The following is a 19,593-nucleotide window of genomic DNA, read 5'->3' as shown; positions in this document are numbered from 1 at the left end:
GGTAGGTGAAAATTTTATTTATCATAGGATGGCCCTTGGGACAGGGGGGGCACATTAATTCAACGTATGCCTTAATAAAAGATCTGAGAAAATTAGAGGGGGTTCACAATATAGTTTTAATGGCTCCTCATGGAGAAAAAGCTGATGCCTTCAAAGAATTAGGTGTTAGATATATACCCTTAAAATTTTCCAGGAATAATGTCTTATTTGCCTTGTATAATTTTATTAAAATTTTAAAAGGTATTACTGCAAATAGAATTTCAGTAATACATGCGATGGATTATAGAGGTTTTTTGGCTGCTCTTTTGAACAATTTTTTTGTCAAAAAAAAAATTGTATTTACGAAGGCCGGGGGTAAACCACTTCCATTCTTCCTACCATATTCCAATGCCCTTATTGTCTTTTCTAAAGAATTAGAAAATGCATATAATACAAATAATTATTTTTTTGATTTAAACAGAATTTTTTTGATCAAAGAAAGATTACCAATAGATAATTTTAAGGTTTTTAAAAAGAAATCCGGATTTGATTCTGACTTTGTTTTTATCGCAATGAGGTTAATGAAAGCTAAGAAAGGATTGCTGGATAATTTATTTGATGAATTAGAAAAAGTTGGCAAACCAAAGCATGGATTAAATATTGTTATTGCCGGAGATGGAGAGTTACGTGGGTATTGTCAAGAAAGAGCAAGCCTGATTAATTTGAAATCTGAAAATGGAATTGATTTCAAGTTTTTAGGTGAACTAAATGATCAAGACTTAATCTATCAATATTATGTCAATAGTAAATTAACCGTAGGTCATGGGCGAGGCCTTCTAGAAGCAATGGCTTTAGGAAAGGCTGTAGTGTTATTAGGTTTCGATGAGAAGGGCTCTGTCCTGGTTAATAAATCTAATGTGGAACATATCTCTAATTATAATTTTTCAGGTCGAAAATTAGGGCAAAATAGTGTTGAGTTTTCTTTACACCGAATTTTAAAACAATTGGACGATACAGGCTTCTCTTTGAAGCCTTATGAACGATTTAATAAGCAATATATTGAAGCGGAATATGATTCAAAAATAGGGGCAATTAAAACTAAAGATATTTATCACAAGGTTCTCGAAGAGAATAAAAGTTTTGTGTGGAAGAATTTGTTTTGGATGTTTAATAAAAACAAATTATGGTAGTAGGTCTTATTCTCCTTACCTGGTTTAGTGTATTTCTGTATTGTAGTAAAAATCCAGTCAATATTTTATATGTGGCTATTATAGATAGCATGTTACCAATAAGATTTTATGAATCATTAGGAGGAATTCCATTTTCAGCTATATTTCTCTTTAGTATAGTAATATCATTAATAGCTAATAATGGTAGAATAGTTGCCAAATTCAATAAGCATATTTCACTTTTATTAGTTACTATTATTTATTTCGCTTTTACAAACTTCAAATATTTTGGAACTATTGATCTGACAATTTTCAACAACTTCTTTCTAATTTTTATTGTTCAAAGTTCCATTGTTCAGGAAGATTTAGAAGAGATATGGTATAAGATTTGTAAACTCTTTGTCCTTGTAGGTTTAATTTTATCGTTAGATTCATTTATTACTTTTGTTTCACTGTTTGGAAATCCTAGACAAGTTGGATTTTACCTTTTGATTTCAATTATATTTTGCATTGCGGGAATAAGGAGCGGCTATAGGAGCTTTTTTTTCAATAATAAGACTCTAATATTTCTATTTTTCGCCATGGTTTTAACTCAAGGAAGATTAAATTTTGGAATTGGGGTCCTTCTTATTTTGTTAAATTATTCCTTTGGCAAAAGAATTAATATTAATCAAATTATCGGGTTTGCTTTTCTGTGTATTGTCCTAGTTATGTTTTTAAATTCCCCTATTGGAGAAGAATTCTTTTTGAGGAAATCGAGTGATGTTTCTAATGTCGAATTAGATTTCGAAGATAAAGGTCTAGCTTCATTAAGTTCTGGGAGGTCTGTGATTTATGAAGATGCCTGGACAATGTTTATGGATCACCCTATTTTTGGTTATGGATATAAAAGTTTTAGTGATATTAATAATCCATATAACACCATACATGCGTTCGGATCGTCTCAAAAAATATCTTTACATTCCGTTTTTCTACAATATTTATCTGAAACCGGTATTCTAGGATTTCTTTTATATTATATATTTCTTATTAGTCTCATAAAGTTCAGTTTTAAACTAAGAAAGAGAATCTCTACAATTTTACAACACGATTATTTATATATCTCAATTTGCTGGGTATTTCTTACAGTTCCCCTAATTATGATCTTAGGTTCTTTTTTAGATAATCACGGGGTTCATTATAAACATATATTTATCATTACAGCACTTATACCTTTCCTAAAGGCTGATTTAAAAAGGGTTGAACTGAAATCTTTCAGTACAATATAATCCATTAATTTATGGCGAATGTTGCATTTGTAATTAATTCTCTTCAAATGGGTGGAGGAGAAAAATTAGTTGTCGATATTATCAATAATTGGAAAGATGAAGATAAGATTTACTTAATACTTCTCTCTGGCGGTAAAATGTTATTGCCGCAAATCAGTAACAAACGAACTATTGTCAAGATAATAGATAGCAATTATAATTTGAAGAATATTTTGGCCCTCACAAAATACTTTAAAGAAAATGATATTAAATACGGATTCTCACATTTGGAAAGGGCTAATAAAATTTCACTTATTTCTGCAAAACTTTCCAAGGTTAAAATATTTCCTGTAGTACACAGCACAAATATTTATCCTAAGGGGGGAATGAAGGAATATATAGCCAAAATCTTATACAAATTTTGTTCCTTAAAAATCGTTGCAATTTCTGAATCGGTCAAATCTTATTTAACAGAGGTTTTGGAACTGCCTCCTGAAAAGGTTATAGTTATTAGAAATGGCATTGATTTTTCTAGAATTAACCCTGAATATTCAGATGGTCATATAAAAGATCAAAAAAATTTTTTCACCCTAGGGAGGTTTGTAGATGCGAAAGGTTATGATATTTTAATTAAAGCTTTAAATAATCCAGATGTCCTTAAACATAATTGGCATCTGAAAATGATTGGAGATGGTAAATTGTATTCTCATATTTCAAGGTTAATTAAAATAAATAATCTTGAAGATAGAATTACCCTCTTAGGAAGTAAAACTGAACCATTTCAATATATTTCCTCTGCAGATATAGCGATTATGCCTTCTAGAAGAGAAGGTTTGCCCATTTCCTTAATAGAAATTTTATCCCAGGGAATCCCTGTTATTTCCAGTAATATCGAATCATTATCCTCTATGGTCAAAGATGGGCAGAATGGCTTTCATTTCGAAAAGGATAATGTACCTGACCTGACTCAGAAAATTTTAAAAATGTTGAAATTATCACCTGAAGAATTAGCTGTTTTTGCTATTAGTGCAAGGGAATCTGCTTCAACTTTTGGTATAGAGAACACACTTGATAAATATTATCAACTTTTACGTCAATAATGAATATATTTTTTCATTCTAATATAGGTAGAAAAGGTAATGAATTTTACGCGAAAGAGGTATTTGTCAATTACCTCGAAAACCTTTCAAAAAAAGAAAATATTTTTATTATAACTCCAATTTCGGAGGAAAAACTCTCCTTCCATACTCAAAATTTGAACACTGAAAAAATTAGGGTAATTGAATTGCCGAATTCTTATTTGTCACGGGTTAAACTTATATGCAGGCAGGTTAAAAAGGAAAATATTTCTTTGATTTTTATGCCAACTTACACAGGAGTAATTGCAGCTTTTATTTCATTTATTTTTAAAAAGAAATATATCCTGTATCATGGAACAGATTGGAAACTAAATACGAGAGAATCGCTAACGGTCCTTTCGAATACTAAGAGGAAATTATTATCCTTTACTCCCTTCTTGAATAATTTTTTTGATAGTCTAATTTCAAAGAAGAGTGCCGCACTATTAGTTACAGGTGGACAACTAAAAAAGAAATATGATCGATGGAATGATGATGTTTTTGAAACTAAACCGATAATTAATCTACAGAATTTTTCCGATGATAATACTAAAGTATCAAAAGTAGACAGTAAAGAATATAAACTGTTATTTGTAGGTTCATTAAAAAGTCAAAAAGGAATTTATGACTTACTTGAAGCATTTATAATGCTTAATCCACAAGATAATTTCAAATTGACAATAATTGGAGAAGGTGTTGAGGAAAAAGGGTTAAAAACTATCATTAAACAAAACAATCTTCAGGATCGGATTAATTTGAAGGGTTTTATTAAAAACGGTCCTGAATTATTTAGAGAATACAGGCAAGCTGATGTCTTAATTTTACCTAGTTATTCAGAGGGATTCCCACGGGTATTTTATGAAGCTATGTATTTTAACACTGCAATAATTACGACAGCTGTCAATAGTATTCCCTATATGTTAGATGATGAAAAAAATGCTCTGTTTATTAAGCAAGGTAACCCTGAGGACATTAAGAATAAGATAATAAGATTATTTGAAGACCCTAGTTTACTTAATAGGTTAAAGACCAACGGCAAACTATTAGTTGATGAAGTATTAAGGGAGCCGGTTTGGGATCAGCACTCCAGGTTAATTGAAGAGTATTTGAGATGAAAAAAAAGGGAGTTTTAATTTCTAATTTTCCTGTCTCTTACCGGGTAGACTTTTTTAATGAACTTGTGAAAGACGAACAAATTGAATATAATTTCATATTTGTATCAGATCGTTCAAATCATAAATCAAAGGTATCTTTATTTGAAAATGAGTCATTTTTACGTTTTTCTACATTTATAAATTCTAGTTATAAGATTTCAGTTCTGCTGGAATTATTAAAATTCTTAATTAGTAAAAAACCAGATTTTATAGTAATAGGTGGTATGCCGTATTATTACCTTTCACCATTATTCTACCGTATAATATTTAGATGCAAAAATTATATTTGGTGGGGAGGAACGATTCTTTCCGAGAGCAGCGTTTCCAAAGCCCATGAAATAGTGAGGGTTTTACTCTTAAAGTCATTTGATGGAGCAATATATTATTCAAAATTATCTCAGGATTATTTACACAATTTAAAATCCAATTTTAAGGATGAATTTATTTTAGGGAATAATACAAGAGATGATAAAAAGTTTCATAAAAATCTCGTTGCCAGTCCAATTTCCAATGATAAGACTGATTTAGTGTTATTAACGGTTGGATTTCAATTCGACTTTAAGAATACAATTTTCCTTTTAAGAGCTTTAAGTTCTTTAGAAGTGACAAAAGGCATCAAATTAATTGTCGTTGGAGAAGGACCGGAGAAGGTACGTTTAATGAAGTATTCGGAAGAACATAATCTAAAAGTGGAATTTCCAGGATTTATAGATCCTAGTGACATCTATTCTTATTATCGTAATGCAGATATATTCCTTCATCCATCTTTAAAAGATCGGTGGCCTCAAACTTATACTGAAGCTATATGCAGCGGTCTGCCTCCTTTAATATCAAATAAATCTGGTGTCCATGATAATTTGATTGAAGAATTTTATCAGGATATTGTTTTCGATCCTACAGATTTAGAAGATTTAAAGACAAAACTTTCGAAAATGATAGAAGATGATGATTTTCGAAATGAGATTGCTTCGAAATCGAAACTCGTTTCTGAACAGAATAATGGAATAACAAAAGCTAAGGAGATTACAGGTTTTTTTATAAATAACTAAACTAAATTCATTCTTATTCTTCCAAATTTGGCTAGAATTATGGTTGTCTAGGGATTATATCAAACCATTTCTAAAGTCACCCTTAAAGAAGTTTAATATAAAGATAAGTTGGAACCCATTACAATGAATTATTGTAAATGAAAGCATTTGTTCAATTTCCAAATCTAAATTTTGAAGTGGTATGAAGATTTTAATTGTCCATAATCACTATGGCGACTTTGCAGTAGGTGGAGAGGCTATGGTTTTTAGAGCGGAAGTAGAATTATTAGAAAAAAACGGAGTTAAGGTTAAAACTTATGAAAGAAGCAATTCAGAGATAGATGATTTTAATTATTACAAAAAATTAAAATTATTTAAAAACATCCATTGGTCTGAAAAAAGTAAAAAGGAAATTGGTTTTATAATGGATGAATTTAAACCTGATATTCTCCATGTTCATAATTATAAGTTCGTTCTAACTCCTTCTATTTTCCAAGCTGCTAAAGATAGAGGTATAAAAACTGTCCTTACACTGCATAATTACAGATTGATGGTGCCTTGTGGAAATTTTATGGATAGGAAAGGGCGAGCATGTGAAAAATGTGTTACCAAAAGTCCGGTTAATGTTATTTTGCACCGCTGTTCGCAAGGTTCAATTTTGAAGAGTAGCCTACAATATAGACTTTACACGAAAACAAAGGATGAATTGAATCAACTTATAGATTTAGTTGATAACTACATTGTTCTTTCAAAGTTTGCTAAGAATAAATTATCACAAACTGGAGTACCTATAAATAAAATTAGAGTCAAACCTAACTTTATAGATAATTCCGCCATTGAGAGGTATGAAGAAATAAAAAAAGAAAGAGCAGTTTTCATTGGGAGGTTGTCCTTCGAAAAAGGAATATTACAGCTAATAAAAATGTGGACAAACATTGATTATCCTCTTTATATAATAGGCGCTGGACCGTTAGGAGTACGTGCAAAATCTCTAGCTAGCAGTAACCCCAACATTATCTTTATGGGAGAAATGGATAATCTTAAAGTGAAGAAATTTCTACGGGAAAGTTCATTTATGGTTTTCCCTTCGACTTTGTATGAAGGTATGCCTATCACAATTCTTGAGGCCATGTCACAGGGTGTCCCCGTTTTAGCATCTAATCTTGGGCCTAGGAATGAGTTAATAGAAAATGGTGTTAATGGCATCATTTATAATATTAACAATCTCCAAAGCTTTTTAGATGGTGCTGAATCTTTAATAACTGATAGAAGTTATAGAAAAAGATTAGGGGGGAATAGCTTGAGGGAGTTTAATAAAAAATATACAGAGGAAGTGAACTTTAAATTGATAGAAAAGTTATATAGTCGTTTATTGGATGAAAAGTAGGTTTACTTATATAGTTAATCAGTTAAATCTCCTGAAATGGATTAAACAGTTAATATTAGGTCCTGCTTATTTGATTCACGTGGATAAAATAAGAAAGTCAAAAAAGTGGGATATTTATAGAATTGATGACTACCAAAATTTAAACATATCAGAGAAGCAATTAATTTCCAAAAATGATATTAAAAATGACTTTCTGTATTTTCTAAAAAAGCATCCTCTAGTACCAATAAAACAGGTTAGTACAGGAGGGACAAGTGGTAAACCATTTATTTTTTATCAAGATTTAATTTTTGCTCGCCAAAAGGAGAGAGCATATATATATGATATTTGGAAAACCATTGGGTACAATCCATTTGATTTTCGAATAGTTGTTAGAGGTAATATACCTCAAAATGGTATTCAATACAATTGGTTTGAAAATGCACTTATTATTTCTCAAGACTTTTTTATCCCTAAAAATAAAATTTATTTACAACAGCTTTTCTACGAAAATCCATCCTTTCTGCACGTTTATCCTAGTTCGTTGATGTCGTTAATTAATTTCTTTGGAGAGAAAATGTTTAAAATTTTTCCCATTAAAGGTATTATGGCGGGCTCGGAAACATTTCCGATTAGTCAGATGAAGTGGATTATGAAAACCTTTAGTATTCCGATAGCTCACTGGTATGGCCATAGCGAATATGCTATTCTGGCCAGGTTTTGCTGGAATTGCGAAGAATTTCATTTTTATCCTACTTATGGAAAAGTTAACCTGATGGAAGATAAGGATCGAAATGATGAGCACATGTTAATTGCGACCTCACTTAATAAATATGGTACTCAATTCAAGAATTATATAACCGAAGACTACGCTACTAAATCAGTACGAACCTGTGGCGATGATTCGTACTTCAAAGTAAATGAAATAATTGGGAGAAAGCAGGAATATGTATTAGATAATCAAGGTCAAAAAAAAGCATTTGGTCCATACTTATTTGGCATACATGGTAATTTTTGGAGTTATATCGAAAGCATACAATTCACGCAGTCAGAAAAGGGCATTCTAAATGTTTTATATGTTCCTTCGGAAAATTGCAATGATCAAATACTAAAAAATATTTTGATTGAGAGGTTTGATAATTTTAAAATAGATATTAACTCCACAAAGTATATTCCGAAAACAAAATCGGGAAAGTTAAAATATTTTATCCAACACTTAGATATATAATAAATGCAACAGCTTACACAAAAACTTGGATCTGGTGAGATGATGATACAAGAAGTGCCATATCCTCAGGTAGGCAAAGGAATGGTTATAGTAAAAAATCATTATTCACTTATTAGTGCAGGAACAGAAGGTTCTACCGTTCAGGCTGCAAGAAAAAGTCTGATTGGAAAGGCAAAAGAAAGACCACAGCAGGTAAAACAAGTGCTGGATGTTTTAAAAAAGCAAGGACCAGTACAAACTTACAGAGCGGTTACAAAAAAACTGGATGCTTACTCACCACTTGGGTATAGTAGTGCTGGTGAAGTGGTAGAAGTAGGAGAGGGAGTTTCTGAATTTAAAGTGGGAGACAAGGTGGCTTGTGCCGGAGCCGGCTATGCAAATCATGCCGAAATTGTTTCCGTGCCGGTAAACCTTTGTGTAAAGCTACAGGAAAAATCTAATTTAAAAAACGCAGCCTACAATACGCTTGGAGCAATTTCCATGCAGGGAGTCCGGCAGGCAGATCTCCGGCTGGGAGAAAGTTGTGTGGTCATTGGTTTAGGATTGTTAGGCCAATTAGCATGCCTTATTCTAAAAGCCTCCGGTGTAAATGTTATCGGGGTTGATATTTCAGATGCTGCTGTCGATTTAGCAATTAAAAATGGTGCAGTTGATCACGGTTTTAGCCGGAACACGGGAGGCATTGAAGATAAAATCTTGAATGCTACAAATGGGATAGGAGCTGATGCGGTTGTAATCGCGGCTGCAACTTCAAGTTTAGACCCGGTGAATTTCGCTGGGGCTATAGCCAGAAAAAAAGGAAAAGTAGTAGTCCTTGGAGCTGTGCCTACCGGTTTTGATCGTGATCCTTATTATTACCGAAAAGAATTGGAATTAAAAATGGCATGTTCCTATGGACCGGGAAGATATGACCTGGATTACGAGGAAAAAGGCCAGGATTATCCTGTCGCATTTGTAAGATGGACCGAAAAGCGAAATATGGAAGCTTTTCAGCATTTACTGAATGCGGAAAGGATCAACATCGATTACCTCACAACACACGAATTTGATTTCGAGGACGCCCCTAAGGCTTTTGACTTAGTAGTCAAAAAAACAGAACCTTTTATTGGATTAGCTTTAAAATATAATATTGGAAATGAACAACTAAAGGAACCTGTTCTAACGAACTCTAAAAAACCAACAGGAAAGATCAATATATCATTTATTGGAGCCGGCAGTTATGCCCAGGGTAATTTATTGCCAAATCTCCCAGCGACTAAAGAGGTTCAACGTATTGGAGTGCTTACTAATAATGGTACAACATCTAAAAGAGTTGCGGAAAAATTCAATTTTGAATTCTGCGCTTCCAGAGAGGAGGATGTGCTCGATATCAAAACAAATACTTTATTTGTAGCTACCCGGCATGACTCTCATGGTTCTTATGTACTTAAGGGATTAAGATCAGACAAAAACATTTTTGTTGAAAAACCATTATGCCTAAATCAGGAAGAACTTGATGAAATAAAGCAGGAGCAGGTAAGATCTGGAAAAGCTATAATGATGGGTGTGAACAGGAGATTCGCGCCTTTTAGTAAGGCTTTAAAAAATGAGGTTGGAGACGGCCCAATGTCTATGATCTATAGAATTAATGCTGGTGCAATTCCTAAGGATACTTGGATACAGGATATGGAAATTGGTGGCGGTAGAATAATTGGGGAAGCATGTCACTTTATAGATTATCTTACCTTTATTAATGGAAGTAAGCCTGTAAAGCTTTCTGCTAATGCGCTTCCAGACCAACAGGGATTAAATGATACCGTAAATATTTTAATTCAATTTGAAAATGGCTCGACTGGGATAGTAGCTTACTACGCCAATGGTGCTAAGGAGCTTCCAAAGGAGTACATTGAAATATTCTCATCGGGCACAACTGCTGTGATCAATGATTTTAAAGAATTGAAAATATATGGTAAGGGAAAACCGTCAAAGAAAAAGCTTTTAAATCAGAATAAGGGACAAAAAGAAATGGTTGAGAGTTTTATGGATCATCTAATTGAAGATGGATCTTCTCCTATTCCCTTTGAAGATTTATATGCCGTAACCAAAGCGAGTTTTAAAGTTCTTGAATCAATTAAAAATGCAGGAGCACAAGTTGAAATCTAAGAATATAGCCTCTTTTATCGATTTAAAGAATTACTGCGAAACAGAAGAGTTTAAAGGCTGGGATCCTTATGACGGCTTAAATTCTATGGTGTTTAATGCTACGGGTCTCCAAAACTGGGACCTTGCCAGGTTAGCATGGATACAGGGTTTTAAAAGAAGTCCAATTAATTTTCGCAAATTCCTATTGGTTCCCAAGGAATATAATTCGAAAGGTATAGGATTATTCTTAAGTGGTTATTGTAATCTTTATAGAATAGCTAAAACCGGGAATACTAGGTTTGGAAAAAAGGAGGAAATACTCAAGAAGGTAAATTATCTTTCTAACCTATTACTTAAATTACAAAACAAGAATTATTCTGGTGCTTGCTGGGGATATAATTTCGATTGGCAGGCCAGAAGATTGTTCTTATTTCCGAAAGAGACACCAACCGTTGTAGCAACTACTTTTTGTTCCTCGGCATTGTTCGAAGCTTTTGAGATTACAAAGGATAAAAGATATCTGGAAACTGCCTTATCATCTGCTAATTTTATAGTAAATGACCTAAATAGGACCAGGCATAATGAAGGTATATTATTTTCTTATAGTCCACTTAATGGTAATAATACCGTTTATAATGCATCATTGCTTGGTGCTAAGCTGCTAAGTATTTGCTATAAGTATACCTCGAAGGAAGAATATAAAGATTTAGCTAGGTTATCTGTTCTGGCCGCCTGTGAAGGTCAAAAAGAAGATGGCTCCTGGGTTTATGGTTTACTGCCTGTTCAATCCTGGATAGATAGCTTCCATACGGGCTATAACCTCGAGGCTATTCAATATTACCAGGAAAATACTGGAGATACTTCTTTTAAAGAGAATATTAAAAAAGGATTTAATTTTTATATAAATAATTTTTTTGAGGGGGATGGAACTCCAAAATATTATCACGACAAGAAATATCCTATAGATATTCACTGTCCTGCCCAACTTTTTGTGACACTATCAAAACTGAATAAGTTCGATGAGTGCAAGCAGCTTTCTGCAAAGGTTCTTAATTGGTCTATTCAATATATGCAGGATAAAAGAGGATATTTTTACTACCAGTTGAAAAAAGGTGTCAGTTCGAAGATTTCTTATATGAGGTGGAGCAATGCCTTTATGTTCAATGCAATGAGCCATTATTTACTTGAAGAGCAAAAATTACAAAATGCAATCGCAAATACTTAACGGGGTACAAACCTTTGCTCCAGAATCAAGAGATTCACTAATAGAATTTGCTGCAAAAGGAAAAAAGATCCTAGTTGCAGTCAATGCGGAAAAAATCCTTCATGCTACAGATACCTCAAGGGATATTATAAACCGGAACCTTGGTTATCCAGACGGAATTGGTGCGGTGATGGCATTGAAACAAAAGGGAGTGAAAGATGTGGTTAAGATACCCGGTTGCGAACTTTGGTTAGATATCATTAAAACCTTTCATAAAGAGAAAACCTTTTACCTGGTAGGAGGGAAACAAGAAATCATACAAGAGACTGTTAGTGAGCTTAAAAGGCAATTTGCAGGTATTAAAATTGTTAATTTTCGCAATGGTTATATTAAATCTGAAGAAGAAAGACAAGAACTGATCAAGGATATTCTTCTGAAAAAACCTGATGTTGTTTTCGTGGCTATGGGATCACCTAAACAGGAGTTACTAATGGAAGAGATGCAGAAATTACATCCAGCATTATATCAGGGTTTAGGAGGAAGTTTTGATGTCTTTACTGGAAATGTTGAGAGAGCTCCAGATTGGTGGGTAAAGAATAATTTGGAATGGGCTTATCGACTTGTTAAGCAGCCTTCCCGAATTAAGAGGCAAATACATCTAGTAAGGTTTTTGTATTTGTTAAAGATGAATAAGTTTTAAATAATTAGATGCTGAAACAAGTTCAGCATGACGTTCTTTAAATATAATATATGCTTAAAATAACAATTATTGCTGGAGCTCGGCCAAATTTTATGAAGATCGCGCCTATTATCGAAGCGATACAAAAAGCTAAGTCGGATGGAGAGGAAATAGAATTTCGATTGGTACATACGGGCCAGCATTACGACAAAAAAATGTCTGGAAGTTTTTTTGACCAACTTGGTATTCCCGAACCTCATTCTAATCTTGAGGCTGGCGGAGGAAGCCAGGCAGAGCAAACCGCCAATATCATGATAAGGTTTGAAAAGGAACTAATTGAAAATCCTGCAGATGTTGTTTTGGTAGTGGGAGACGTTACTTCAACGATGGCATGCAGTATAACTGCTAAAAAGCTGAATACTGAAGTAGTTCATGTGGAGGCGGGAATTAGGTCAGGTGACCTTAGTATGCCTGAAGAGATCAATCGAATGGTCACCGATTCAATAACCGATCATTTTTTTACCACTTCAGAGATTGCCAATGAGAATCTTCGGAAAGCAGGAATTGACGAAGACAGGGTGCATTTTGTAGGAAATACCATGATCGACACCCTACTAGCCAATATGGAGAAATTCATTGATCCTGACATCAGGATCAATGGGGGAAAATTAAGGGAAAAAGAATATTTCGTCCTTACCCTCCACCGTCCTGCAAATGTAGATGAAGAGGAAAAGTTGAAGGACATGATGCAGGCGATCATAGACGGAACGGGATATCTTCCGGTTATATTTCCTGTTCATCCCAGAACGGCAAAGATCTTGCAGAACCTTGGAATAGAGCATGAAAGACTGCACTATGTAGAGCCTCTTTCCTATCTTGAATTCAACTTTATTGTAAAGAATGCCAAAGCGGTAATAACTGATTCTGGAGGGATTACCGAAGAAACCACAGTGATGGGGGTGCCTTGCCTTACTTTAAGAGATAATACAGAGCGCCCGGAAACCATTACTATGGGAACTAATGAGCTGGTGGGAACCGATCCAAAAAGACTCAAACCTTACCTGGATAAATTGATGGCCGGGGAATGGAAAAAAGGTGGCGAGATTCCACTCTGGGATGGTAAAACATCTGAAAGAATTATAGAAAGACTATTAAATTTATATTCCAATTCTGGAATTCAAGTATAATTATACTTATTGCCCTACCAGTAGGTTTTTTCAATATTAACCTAATCTACTTTTTTAAATGAATATTCTAGACCATGAGGTAATCCTGGGATTATTTCGCAGTAATTACCTGTTCTTTGTTTTTTGTGTTTTTGGTATTGCTTTTTGCGCGACCTGGTACTTTATACCTAAAGTTCTCTGGGTATCTAAAGAGAAGAACTTGATGAAATCGGTCAATGAGCGTAGTTCTCATACCTTAGAGACTCCCAATTTTGGAGGAGTGGCCTTTTTTATCGTGCTGGTATTGATCATCTCCATGCTCCAAAGTGTAAAGACTACTTTTACCGGCAATCATCTTATTGTCGCCGCCACTTTGTTGTTTATGGTTGGACTTAAAGATGACCTGGTTATTTCTACAGCCAGGGTTAAGCTCTTTGGACAATTAAGTGCTGCTTTTTTTCTGGTCTTTTCACCGGAATTACAATTAACCAGTTTGCACGGATTTTTGGGATTCTATGAGATACCAGATACGGTAGGATATTTTATAAGCGCTTTTATAGTGGTAGCCGTTATTAATGCCTTTAACCTTATTGATGGGATAGATGGACTGGCTTCCATGGCCGGTATCGTGATCACCCTCGCCTTTGCTCTGGCCTTCTATCAATCTGGAAATCCTTATTTTGTTTTGATAAGTATTTGCGTGGCAGGAATTCTTTTCGCCTATTTAAGATTTAATTTTTCCCGGGGAAAAAATAAGATCTTTATGGGGGATTCAGGCTCTCTTATTATAGGGCTGGTGATCGCCTGCCTCACCTTAAAGATCATTGCTTTACCATTCGATTCTAAAGTGACCTACCTTAATAACGCCAGGCTGGTCTATCTGGCATCTGTTTTATTCCTACCGCTATTCGATACTGTAAGGGTTATGATATTGAGGATCCTTGATGGTAGAAGTCCCTTTGAGGCAGATAGAAACCATATACATCATATTTTGCTAGACCTTGGACTGTCTCATTTTAAAGCCAGTTTTAGTCTGGCAATTTTAAATGTTCTGGTCATAACAAGTTTTATTGTTTTGAGTCATTATCTGAAACATAATCTTTTGATTCTGGCCATGCTTTTGATTGCTATTTTAATCGTTGCTTTATTCGGTTTTTTACGAAAAAAAGCAAATGATCATAAAGCTCTGAATTCATTTGCTTAATTGATATTTCACATTTTTTTAACAATTTAAAAACTTTATATTCGCACAAATTTTATGGAAATGAAATACCCCAAATTTTTCAGACCACTTATCATCATATTTTTGGCTTCTGTACTAAGTACTTCTTGTGTATCCCGCAAAGAGATCGTTTATTTCCAGGGACTGGAAAAAGCAGAGGCCGTTATAGATAAAACTAAAAAGACCGGCCTACAAATAAAGAGCAATGATCTTTTAACAATAAGTGTCTCTGCTCCCGAACAGGAGGCAGCACTGCCTTTTAATCTTCCTGTTATTGGTGTTCCACAGGGGGGAGCTGAACTTGGCGGCCTTTCGGTTAATGGAAGACAGCAATTACAGACTTACCTGGTAGATTCAGATGGGAATATTGAATTTCCTGTACTGGGAACTGTAAATGTCGCTGGACTCAACCGACAGCAACTCGCAGCAAAATTGAAAACTGAAATTACCGAGTATGTTCAGGATCCCATAGTGAATGTACGCATCGTAAACTTCCAGGTGAGTGTTTTGGGAGAAGTGAACAGGCCGGGAACCTTTGATATACGTGATGAATATTTAAGCCTTCCCAAGGCGCTGGGATTTGCAGGGGATCTTAGTATTTATGGGAGACGGGATAATGTCCTGGTGATGCGGGAAGAGAATGGCAAGAAGATCCATGAATATCTTGATCTTACAGACCCGAACGTGATCAATTCATCATTTTATTATTTACAGCAAAACGATGTGGTCTATGTAGAGCCTAATGGCGCGCAGATGCAATCTGCCAGCTATAACCGTAATGCCGGGGTTTATATCTCTATCGCGTCAGTTTTAATTTCATTAGCAGTTTTAATTACCAATTAGTCATGTCACAATCCAATCATAATAATCGTCCACAGGAAGAGGAAATAGATCTACGGGAAGAACTGGAAAGATATTTAAAGCACTGGCCCTGGTTCGTTTTAGGGGTGCTGGTATGCGTCGTATTGGCCTTTACCTACTTAAAAGTCACCACTCCAACCTATCATACTTTAGCCAGTATCATCATTAAAGATGAAAAGGGAAAATCTCCTTCTTCTGAAATGGCAGCCTTTGCTGACCTGGGCCTTTTAGGCGGAATGGGCGCAGCTTCCATAGAAAATGAGATCGGTATTCTTCGTTCTAAAAGAATGATGACCAATGTGGTTAAGGCACTAAATCTTAATGTCACCTATTTCAACGAAGATGCCATCAAAAGCCCTGAGCTTTACCGGAACACTCCATATTTTGTGCAGGTATTAAAAATGGAGGAAAAAGCACTTTCGCAATTTTCCAGGGAGGCTGGAAATAATTTTAGATTTATAAAAGGAACCGGGAACGAATTTCAATTGATCAATACTGAAACCGAAGAGGTTTATAAAGGGAAGATCGGGCAGCCCATGGAGATTCCTTTTGCCGATATAATTCTGGTTGAAAATACAGAATATGGATTAGGAGAAGATCCGGACTTTCCGGAACTGGTTATTAAGTTTTCTAATATAGAGTCGGTAGTTTCAAATTACCGGTCTAAACTTCAGATCAATTTAACCGATAAGAATTCAAGCCTTATTGAATTAGGATTGGACGATTCAGTTAAAGAAAAAGCCCAGGATATATTAGATCAACTGATCTTCGAATATAACCAGGAAGCCATCGAAGACAAAAATCTTGTTGCCAGGAATACCGCCACTTTTATAGATGAGAGATTGCAGATCATTAATGAAGAACTGGACTCTGTTGAAACAGGCAAGGAAGAATTCAAAGAAGCGAATCAGCTGACCAATATTGAGGCTGAATCTGAGATGTTCATTGAGAATGTGAGCGACTATAATAAAAAGGAACAGGAGATAGGTACCCAACTGGAACTGGCCAATACCATGATCAGTTATTTAAAGAGTGATTCCGGATCAGATCTTTTGCCGGCAAATCTTGGAATACAGGAACAATCTGTGAATGCCAGTATTGAAGAATACAATAACCTGGTATTGGAGCGTAACAGGATCCTGAGCGGATCTACCGAGAAGAACCCGGTAGTTAAAAGACTGAACAGCCAGATAGAACAGATAAGAGGGAACGTGCTGGCTAGTTTTGAAAGATTAAGATCGAACCTGCAGGTTTCACAGCAGGAACTGGAAAAACAGGGTTCAGTAATAAATTCGAAGATATCTGCTGTACCCGCTAAGGAAAGGCAGTATCGTGGTATTGAAAGGCAACAGAATATCAAGGAATCTCTTTATTTATTCTTGCTTCAAAAAAGAGAAGAGAATTCCCTTAGCCTGGCGGTAACTGCTCCCAAAGCTAAGATCGTGGACAGGGCTTATAGTTCTGTAGGGGCGGTGTCACCTAAACCAAAGATCATTCTTCTGGCCGCTTTTATTTTAGGACTTCTGATTCCTTTTCTGGCGATCTACCTAAAGACTTTATTAAGCAATAAAGTTAAGAGTCGTGAAGACCTGGAAAAACAGGCTAAACAGATTCCGGTTGTGGGTGAGATCCCAAGGGTTGAAAAGAAAGCCAGTGAGATGATCCTTAAAAATGATCGTAGCGTGCTTGCTGAGTCTTTCAGGATTTTACACACCAACCTGCAATATTTACTTGTTAATACTGCAGATAAGCAAAGGGGAAATACCATTTTTGTTACTTCCACGGTGAAAGGAGAAGGTAAGACCCTGGTTTCATTTAACCTCGCAGTTACGTTGGCGAATACCAATAAAAGAGTATTGCTGGTTGGAGCCGATCTTAGAAATCCTCAATTACAGAGGTTTGAGGTAGATGCCCGTGAGCATATAGGAGTTAGTGATTACCTTGCAAAAGGAGATCTTAAACTAAAAGATCTTATCAGGGAATCCAATACCGGGAATCCAAATCTCCAGTTGTTACCTTCAGGAACCATACCTCCGAATCCATCTGAGTTATGGAGGAGAAACAAGACCGGGGAGATGTTTGAAGAGCTGGAAACCATGTATGATTATGTAATCGTAGACACGGCCCCATCTCTTCTGGTAACAGACACCTTCCTTATAAATAAATGGGCAGACCTTACTTTATATGTAGTAAGGGCAGGTTATACTGAAAAGAAATTGCTGCAATTTGCCGTAGATTCAAAAAATGATGGAAAATTTAGTGATCTGAGCTTTGTTTTAAACGATGTGAAGTGGGCTAATTTCGGTTATGGTAATAAATATGGCTATGCCTATGGGGAAGAGAAAAAATCATTTTTAAAATGGTTAACCAGTAAAGCGGCCATGTTTTAGGAAAAACTATTATTCAATATATCAGCCCTGAATTAATTCAGGGCTATTTTTTTATGAGATTTAAGCTAATTTTTTCGCTTGTTTTTTTTACCGCTTCTAAAATTGTCTTTGCCCAGGCCGATTTTTCCGGAAGCGTAAATTTAGAAGGATATTTTTCTTCTGAAGATGATTTGCCCTTTTGGTTTTATTCCAATCAGCGAGGCAGGGTTTCTGAAGATACCAACATTGATGGATGGATAAACGGAAGATTGAAATACAGTCTTTCTGATAATTCAAATCTTGAAATCGGAGGAGGAATCTTCTACCAGGATGCATTTAGTGACGAGGTATTTTTAGATGAACTTTATGCCAATTTCCAATATAAGTGGCTTCAGGTAATTGCCGGAAGAAAACACGAGCCCGAATTATATAATGGTTTAAGTGCAACTAACGAAAATATTTTATGGTCATTAAATTCTAGGCCTCTATTTGGTCTTCAGATTCAAACCAATGAGCCGGTCTATTTCTCTACAAATAAAAAGATAGGTTTGGTCTTTGCCTGGGAAGATTATTATCAGAATGATCATGAGTTTTCAAATCGTTTTACCCATCACAAAAAGCTGCAATTGATTCTCAATTTCTCTGAAAGCTTTACTTTACAGGGAGGAATCCAACATTTTGCACAATGGGGAGGAACCTCAGAAAGGTTTGGAGATCAACCTGAATCTATAAAAGATTATTTACGAATAGTTGGAGGAAGAGCAGGTGGTGAAACAGCCGTTCAGGGAGATCAGGAGAACGCCTTAGGAAATCATTTGGGCTCTTGGGAACTTTACCTGACTAAAAGACTTAAACAATCAGACATAAAATTTATTTATAATTCAATTTTCGAAGATGGCTCGGGAAGTAGATTGGCTAATTTTCCTGATGGCAGATACGGTTTGTTTTGGCGATCTTATGAAGAGAAAAAACTTGTAAATTCACTGATCTATGAATATTATAACACGCGTGATCAAAGTAAAGATGTGAACGCCTGGGGAGCAGATAATTATTTTAATAGTGGATTCTATACCAGAGGGTGGGCTTTTAATGGAAAAGTATTTGGATCGCCATTATTTACTTACGATCCTGAAACCAGTAAGGTAATCAACAACAAATTCAACGCGCATCATATTGGAATTGGTGGCCAATTCTCTAATCATTCTCAAAACTTCCCCTATAAATTACTTTTAACCTATCGCCATAATGAAGGAACCTTTAGGGAATTATTAAATCCGGAAGGTCTCGATGAAGATGTTTTCAATTTTTATTCTAAATGGAGGGTTTTAAATCTTCCCGTGCAGGCAGATCTAAGTTTTGGGTTTGATCTTAACTCGATGGAAAAACCTGTTTTTGGAGCCGGAATAAGTCTATCCAGGCAGTTCTAGTTTCCATTTGCATAGTACAATATTTTCAATCCGGCCCTATGCCGGGTTTTTTGTTTGTATGGGCCATATGTTCTCGGTTATAGGTTGTGTGTTTTGGGTTGTTCTTAATTGGTAGTCTCTCGTGAAGTTCGGAGTTATTGTTTTTCAAATCACTATTTAACTTAGATTGTCATTTCGAACGAAGTGAGAAATCTGTCCAGGAATCACAAAGAGATTTCTTTGTCATCATAACTAGGGGCTCCTTCGAAATGACAA

Annotated in this window: 15 protein-coding genes; all 15 read left to right on the top strand. The window is 35.2% G+C overall.

Annotation, left to right across the window (positions count from 1 at the left end; translation table 11 throughout):
• The first annotated feature begins 5 nt into the window (after window positions 1-5).
• The gene (locus C8P64_RS02310) at window positions 6-1,169 is read left to right on the top strand and encodes a glycosyltransferase (RefSeq protein ID WP_146167166.1); all 1,164 of its coding nucleotides are present in this window, start codon (window positions 6-8) and stop codon (window positions 1,167-1,169) included.
• The gene (locus tag C8P64_RS02305; protein ID WP_108170440.1) at window positions 1,163-2,416 is read left to right on the top strand and encodes an O-antigen ligase family protein; all 1,254 of its coding nucleotides are present in this window, start codon (window positions 1,163-1,165) and stop codon (window positions 2,414-2,416) included. The genes C8P64_RS02310 and C8P64_RS02305 overlap by 7 nt, the downstream gene beginning before the upstream one ends.
• A gap of 11 nt (window positions 2,417-2,427) precedes the next feature.
• Window positions 2,428-3,495, top strand: coding sequence for a glycosyltransferase (locus C8P64_RS02300; RefSeq protein WP_108170439.1), 1,068 nt, complete (start codon window positions 2,428-2,430; stop codon window positions 3,493-3,495).
• Window positions 3,495-4,628: a glycosyltransferase gene (locus C8P64_RS02295; RefSeq protein WP_108170438.1), complete on the top strand. Its 1,134-nt coding sequence runs from the start codon at window positions 3,495-3,497 to the stop codon at window positions 4,626-4,628. The genes C8P64_RS02300 and C8P64_RS02295 overlap by 1 nt, the downstream gene beginning before the upstream one ends.
• Entirely contained in the window at window positions 4,625-5,716 is a 1,092-nt protein-coding gene (locus tag C8P64_RS02290; RefSeq protein ID WP_108170437.1) for a glycosyltransferase, read from the top strand. Before C8P64_RS02295 ends, C8P64_RS02290 begins: the two co-directional genes overlap by 4 nt.
• 181 nt (window positions 5,717-5,897) lie before the next feature.
• Window positions 5,898-7,082, top strand: a complete 1,185-nt coding sequence (locus C8P64_RS02285; RefSeq protein ID WP_108170436.1) for a glycosyltransferase family 4 protein — start codon at window positions 5,898-5,900, stop codon at window positions 7,080-7,082.
• Window positions 7,072-8,289, top strand: coding sequence for a hypothetical protein (locus C8P64_RS02280; RefSeq protein WP_108170435.1), 1,218 nt, complete (start codon window positions 7,072-7,074; stop codon window positions 8,287-8,289). Before C8P64_RS02285 ends, C8P64_RS02280 begins: the two co-directional genes overlap by 11 nt.
• A 3-nt stretch (window positions 8,290-8,292) precedes the next feature.
• Complete coding sequence (locus C8P64_RS02275) at window positions 8,293-10,431, top strand: bi-domain-containing oxidoreductase (protein ID WP_108170434.1); 2,139 nt, start codon at window positions 8,293-8,295, stop codon at window positions 10,429-10,431.
• Window positions 10,406-11,635, top strand: coding sequence for a glycoside hydrolase family protein (locus C8P64_RS02270; RefSeq protein ID WP_108170433.1), 1,230 nt, complete (start codon window positions 10,406-10,408; stop codon window positions 11,633-11,635). Before C8P64_RS02275 ends, C8P64_RS02270 begins: the two co-directional genes overlap by 26 nt.
• On the top strand, window positions 11,616-12,314 hold the full coding sequence (locus C8P64_RS02265) for a WecB/TagA/CpsF family glycosyltransferase (protein WP_108170432.1): 699 nt from the start codon (window positions 11,616-11,618) through the stop codon (window positions 12,312-12,314). Before C8P64_RS02270 ends, C8P64_RS02265 begins: the two co-directional genes overlap by 20 nt.
• Window positions 12,315-12,364: 50 nt before the next feature.
• Complete coding sequence (wecB, locus tag C8P64_RS02260) at window positions 12,365-13,480, top strand: non-hydrolyzing UDP-N-acetylglucosamine 2-epimerase (protein ID WP_108170431.1); 1,116 nt, start codon at window positions 12,365-12,367, stop codon at window positions 13,478-13,480.
• 58 nt (window positions 13,481-13,538) lie between these two features.
• Complete coding sequence (locus C8P64_RS02255) at window positions 13,539-14,663, top strand: glycosyltransferase family 4 protein (protein WP_108170430.1); 1,125 nt, start codon at window positions 13,539-13,541, stop codon at window positions 14,661-14,663.
• 60 nt (window positions 14,664-14,723) lie between these two features.
• Window positions 14,724-15,524 carry a polysaccharide biosynthesis/export family protein gene (locus C8P64_RS02250; protein WP_108171248.1) on the top strand — a complete coding sequence of 267 codons (801 nt, stop codon included), beginning with the start codon at window positions 14,724-14,726 and terminating at the stop codon, window positions 15,522-15,524.
• 2 nt (window positions 15,525-15,526) lie between these two features.
• Window positions 15,527-17,932 (top strand): GumC family protein, encoded by a 2,406-nt coding sequence (locus C8P64_RS02245; RefSeq protein WP_108170429.1) that lies wholly within the window; start codon window positions 15,527-15,529, stop codon window positions 17,930-17,932.
• Window positions 17,933-17,985: 53 nt separating this feature from the next.
• Window positions 17,986-19,338: a capsule assembly Wzi family protein gene (locus C8P64_RS02240; RefSeq protein ID WP_108170428.1), complete on the top strand. Its 1,353-nt coding sequence runs from the start codon at window positions 17,986-17,988 to the stop codon at window positions 19,336-19,338.
• Window positions 19,339-19,593 lie beyond the last annotated feature (255 nt).

The sequence above is a fragment of the Christiangramia gaetbulicola genome (assembly GCF_003054225.1).
Lineage (GTDB): Bacteria > Bacteroidota > Bacteroidia > Flavobacteriales > Flavobacteriaceae > Christiangramia > Christiangramia gaetbulicola.
This window is presented reverse-complemented; position numbering and strand designations above follow the sequence as displayed.

What these genes read in the sequence shown, in the direction of transcription:
- C8P64_RS02270 (WP_108170433.1), top strand. Translation starts at nt 10,406, where the DNA reads ATGCAGGAGCACAAGTTGAAATCTAAGAATATAGCCTCTTTTATCGAT.
- C8P64_RS02265 (WP_108170432.1), top strand. Translation starts at nt 11,616, where the DNA reads ATGCAATCGCAAATACTTAACGGGGTACAAACCTTTGCTCCAGAATCA.
- C8P64_RS02245 (WP_108170429.1), top strand. Translation starts at nt 15,527, where the DNA reads ATGTCACAATCCAATCATAATAATCGTCCACAGGAAGAGGAAATAGAT.
- C8P64_RS02240 (WP_108170428.1), top strand. Translation starts at nt 17,986, where the DNA reads ATGAGATTTAAGCTAATTTTTTCGCTTGTTTTTTTTACCGCTTCTAAA.
- C8P64_RS02275 (WP_108170434.1), top strand. Translation starts at nt 8,293, where the DNA reads ATGCAACAGCTTACACAAAAACTTGGATCTGGTGAGATGATGATACAA.
- C8P64_RS02285 (WP_108170436.1), top strand. Translation starts at nt 5,898, where the DNA reads ATGAAGATTTTAATTGTCCATAATCACTATGGCGACTTTGCAGTAGGT.
- C8P64_RS02280 (WP_108170435.1), top strand. Translation starts at nt 7,072, where the DNA reads ATGAAAAGTAGGTTTACTTATATAGTTAATCAGTTAAATCTCCTGAAA.
- C8P64_RS02255 (WP_108170430.1), top strand. Translation starts at nt 13,539, where the DNA reads ATGAATATTCTAGACCATGAGGTAATCCTGGGATTATTTCGCAGTAAT.
- C8P64_RS02300 (WP_108170439.1), top strand. Translation starts at nt 2,428, where the DNA reads ATGGCGAATGTTGCATTTGTAATTAATTCTCTTCAAATGGGTGGAGGA.
- wecB (WP_108170431.1), top strand. Translation starts at nt 12,365, where the DNA reads ATGCTTAAAATAACAATTATTGCTGGAGCTCGGCCAAATTTTATGAAG.
- C8P64_RS02250 (WP_108171248.1), top strand. Translation starts at nt 14,724, where the DNA reads ATGAAATACCCCAAATTTTTCAGACCACTTATCATCATATTTTTGGCT.
- C8P64_RS02290 (WP_108170437.1), top strand. Translation starts at nt 4,625, where the DNA reads ATGAAAAAAAAGGGAGTTTTAATTTCTAATTTTCCTGTCTCTTACCGG.
- C8P64_RS02295 (WP_108170438.1), top strand. Translation starts at nt 3,495, where the DNA reads ATGAATATATTTTTTCATTCTAATATAGGTAGAAAAGGTAATGAATTT.
- C8P64_RS02305 (WP_108170440.1), top strand. Translation starts at nt 1,163, where the DNA reads ATGGTAGTAGGTCTTATTCTCCTTACCTGGTTTAGTGTATTTCTGTAT.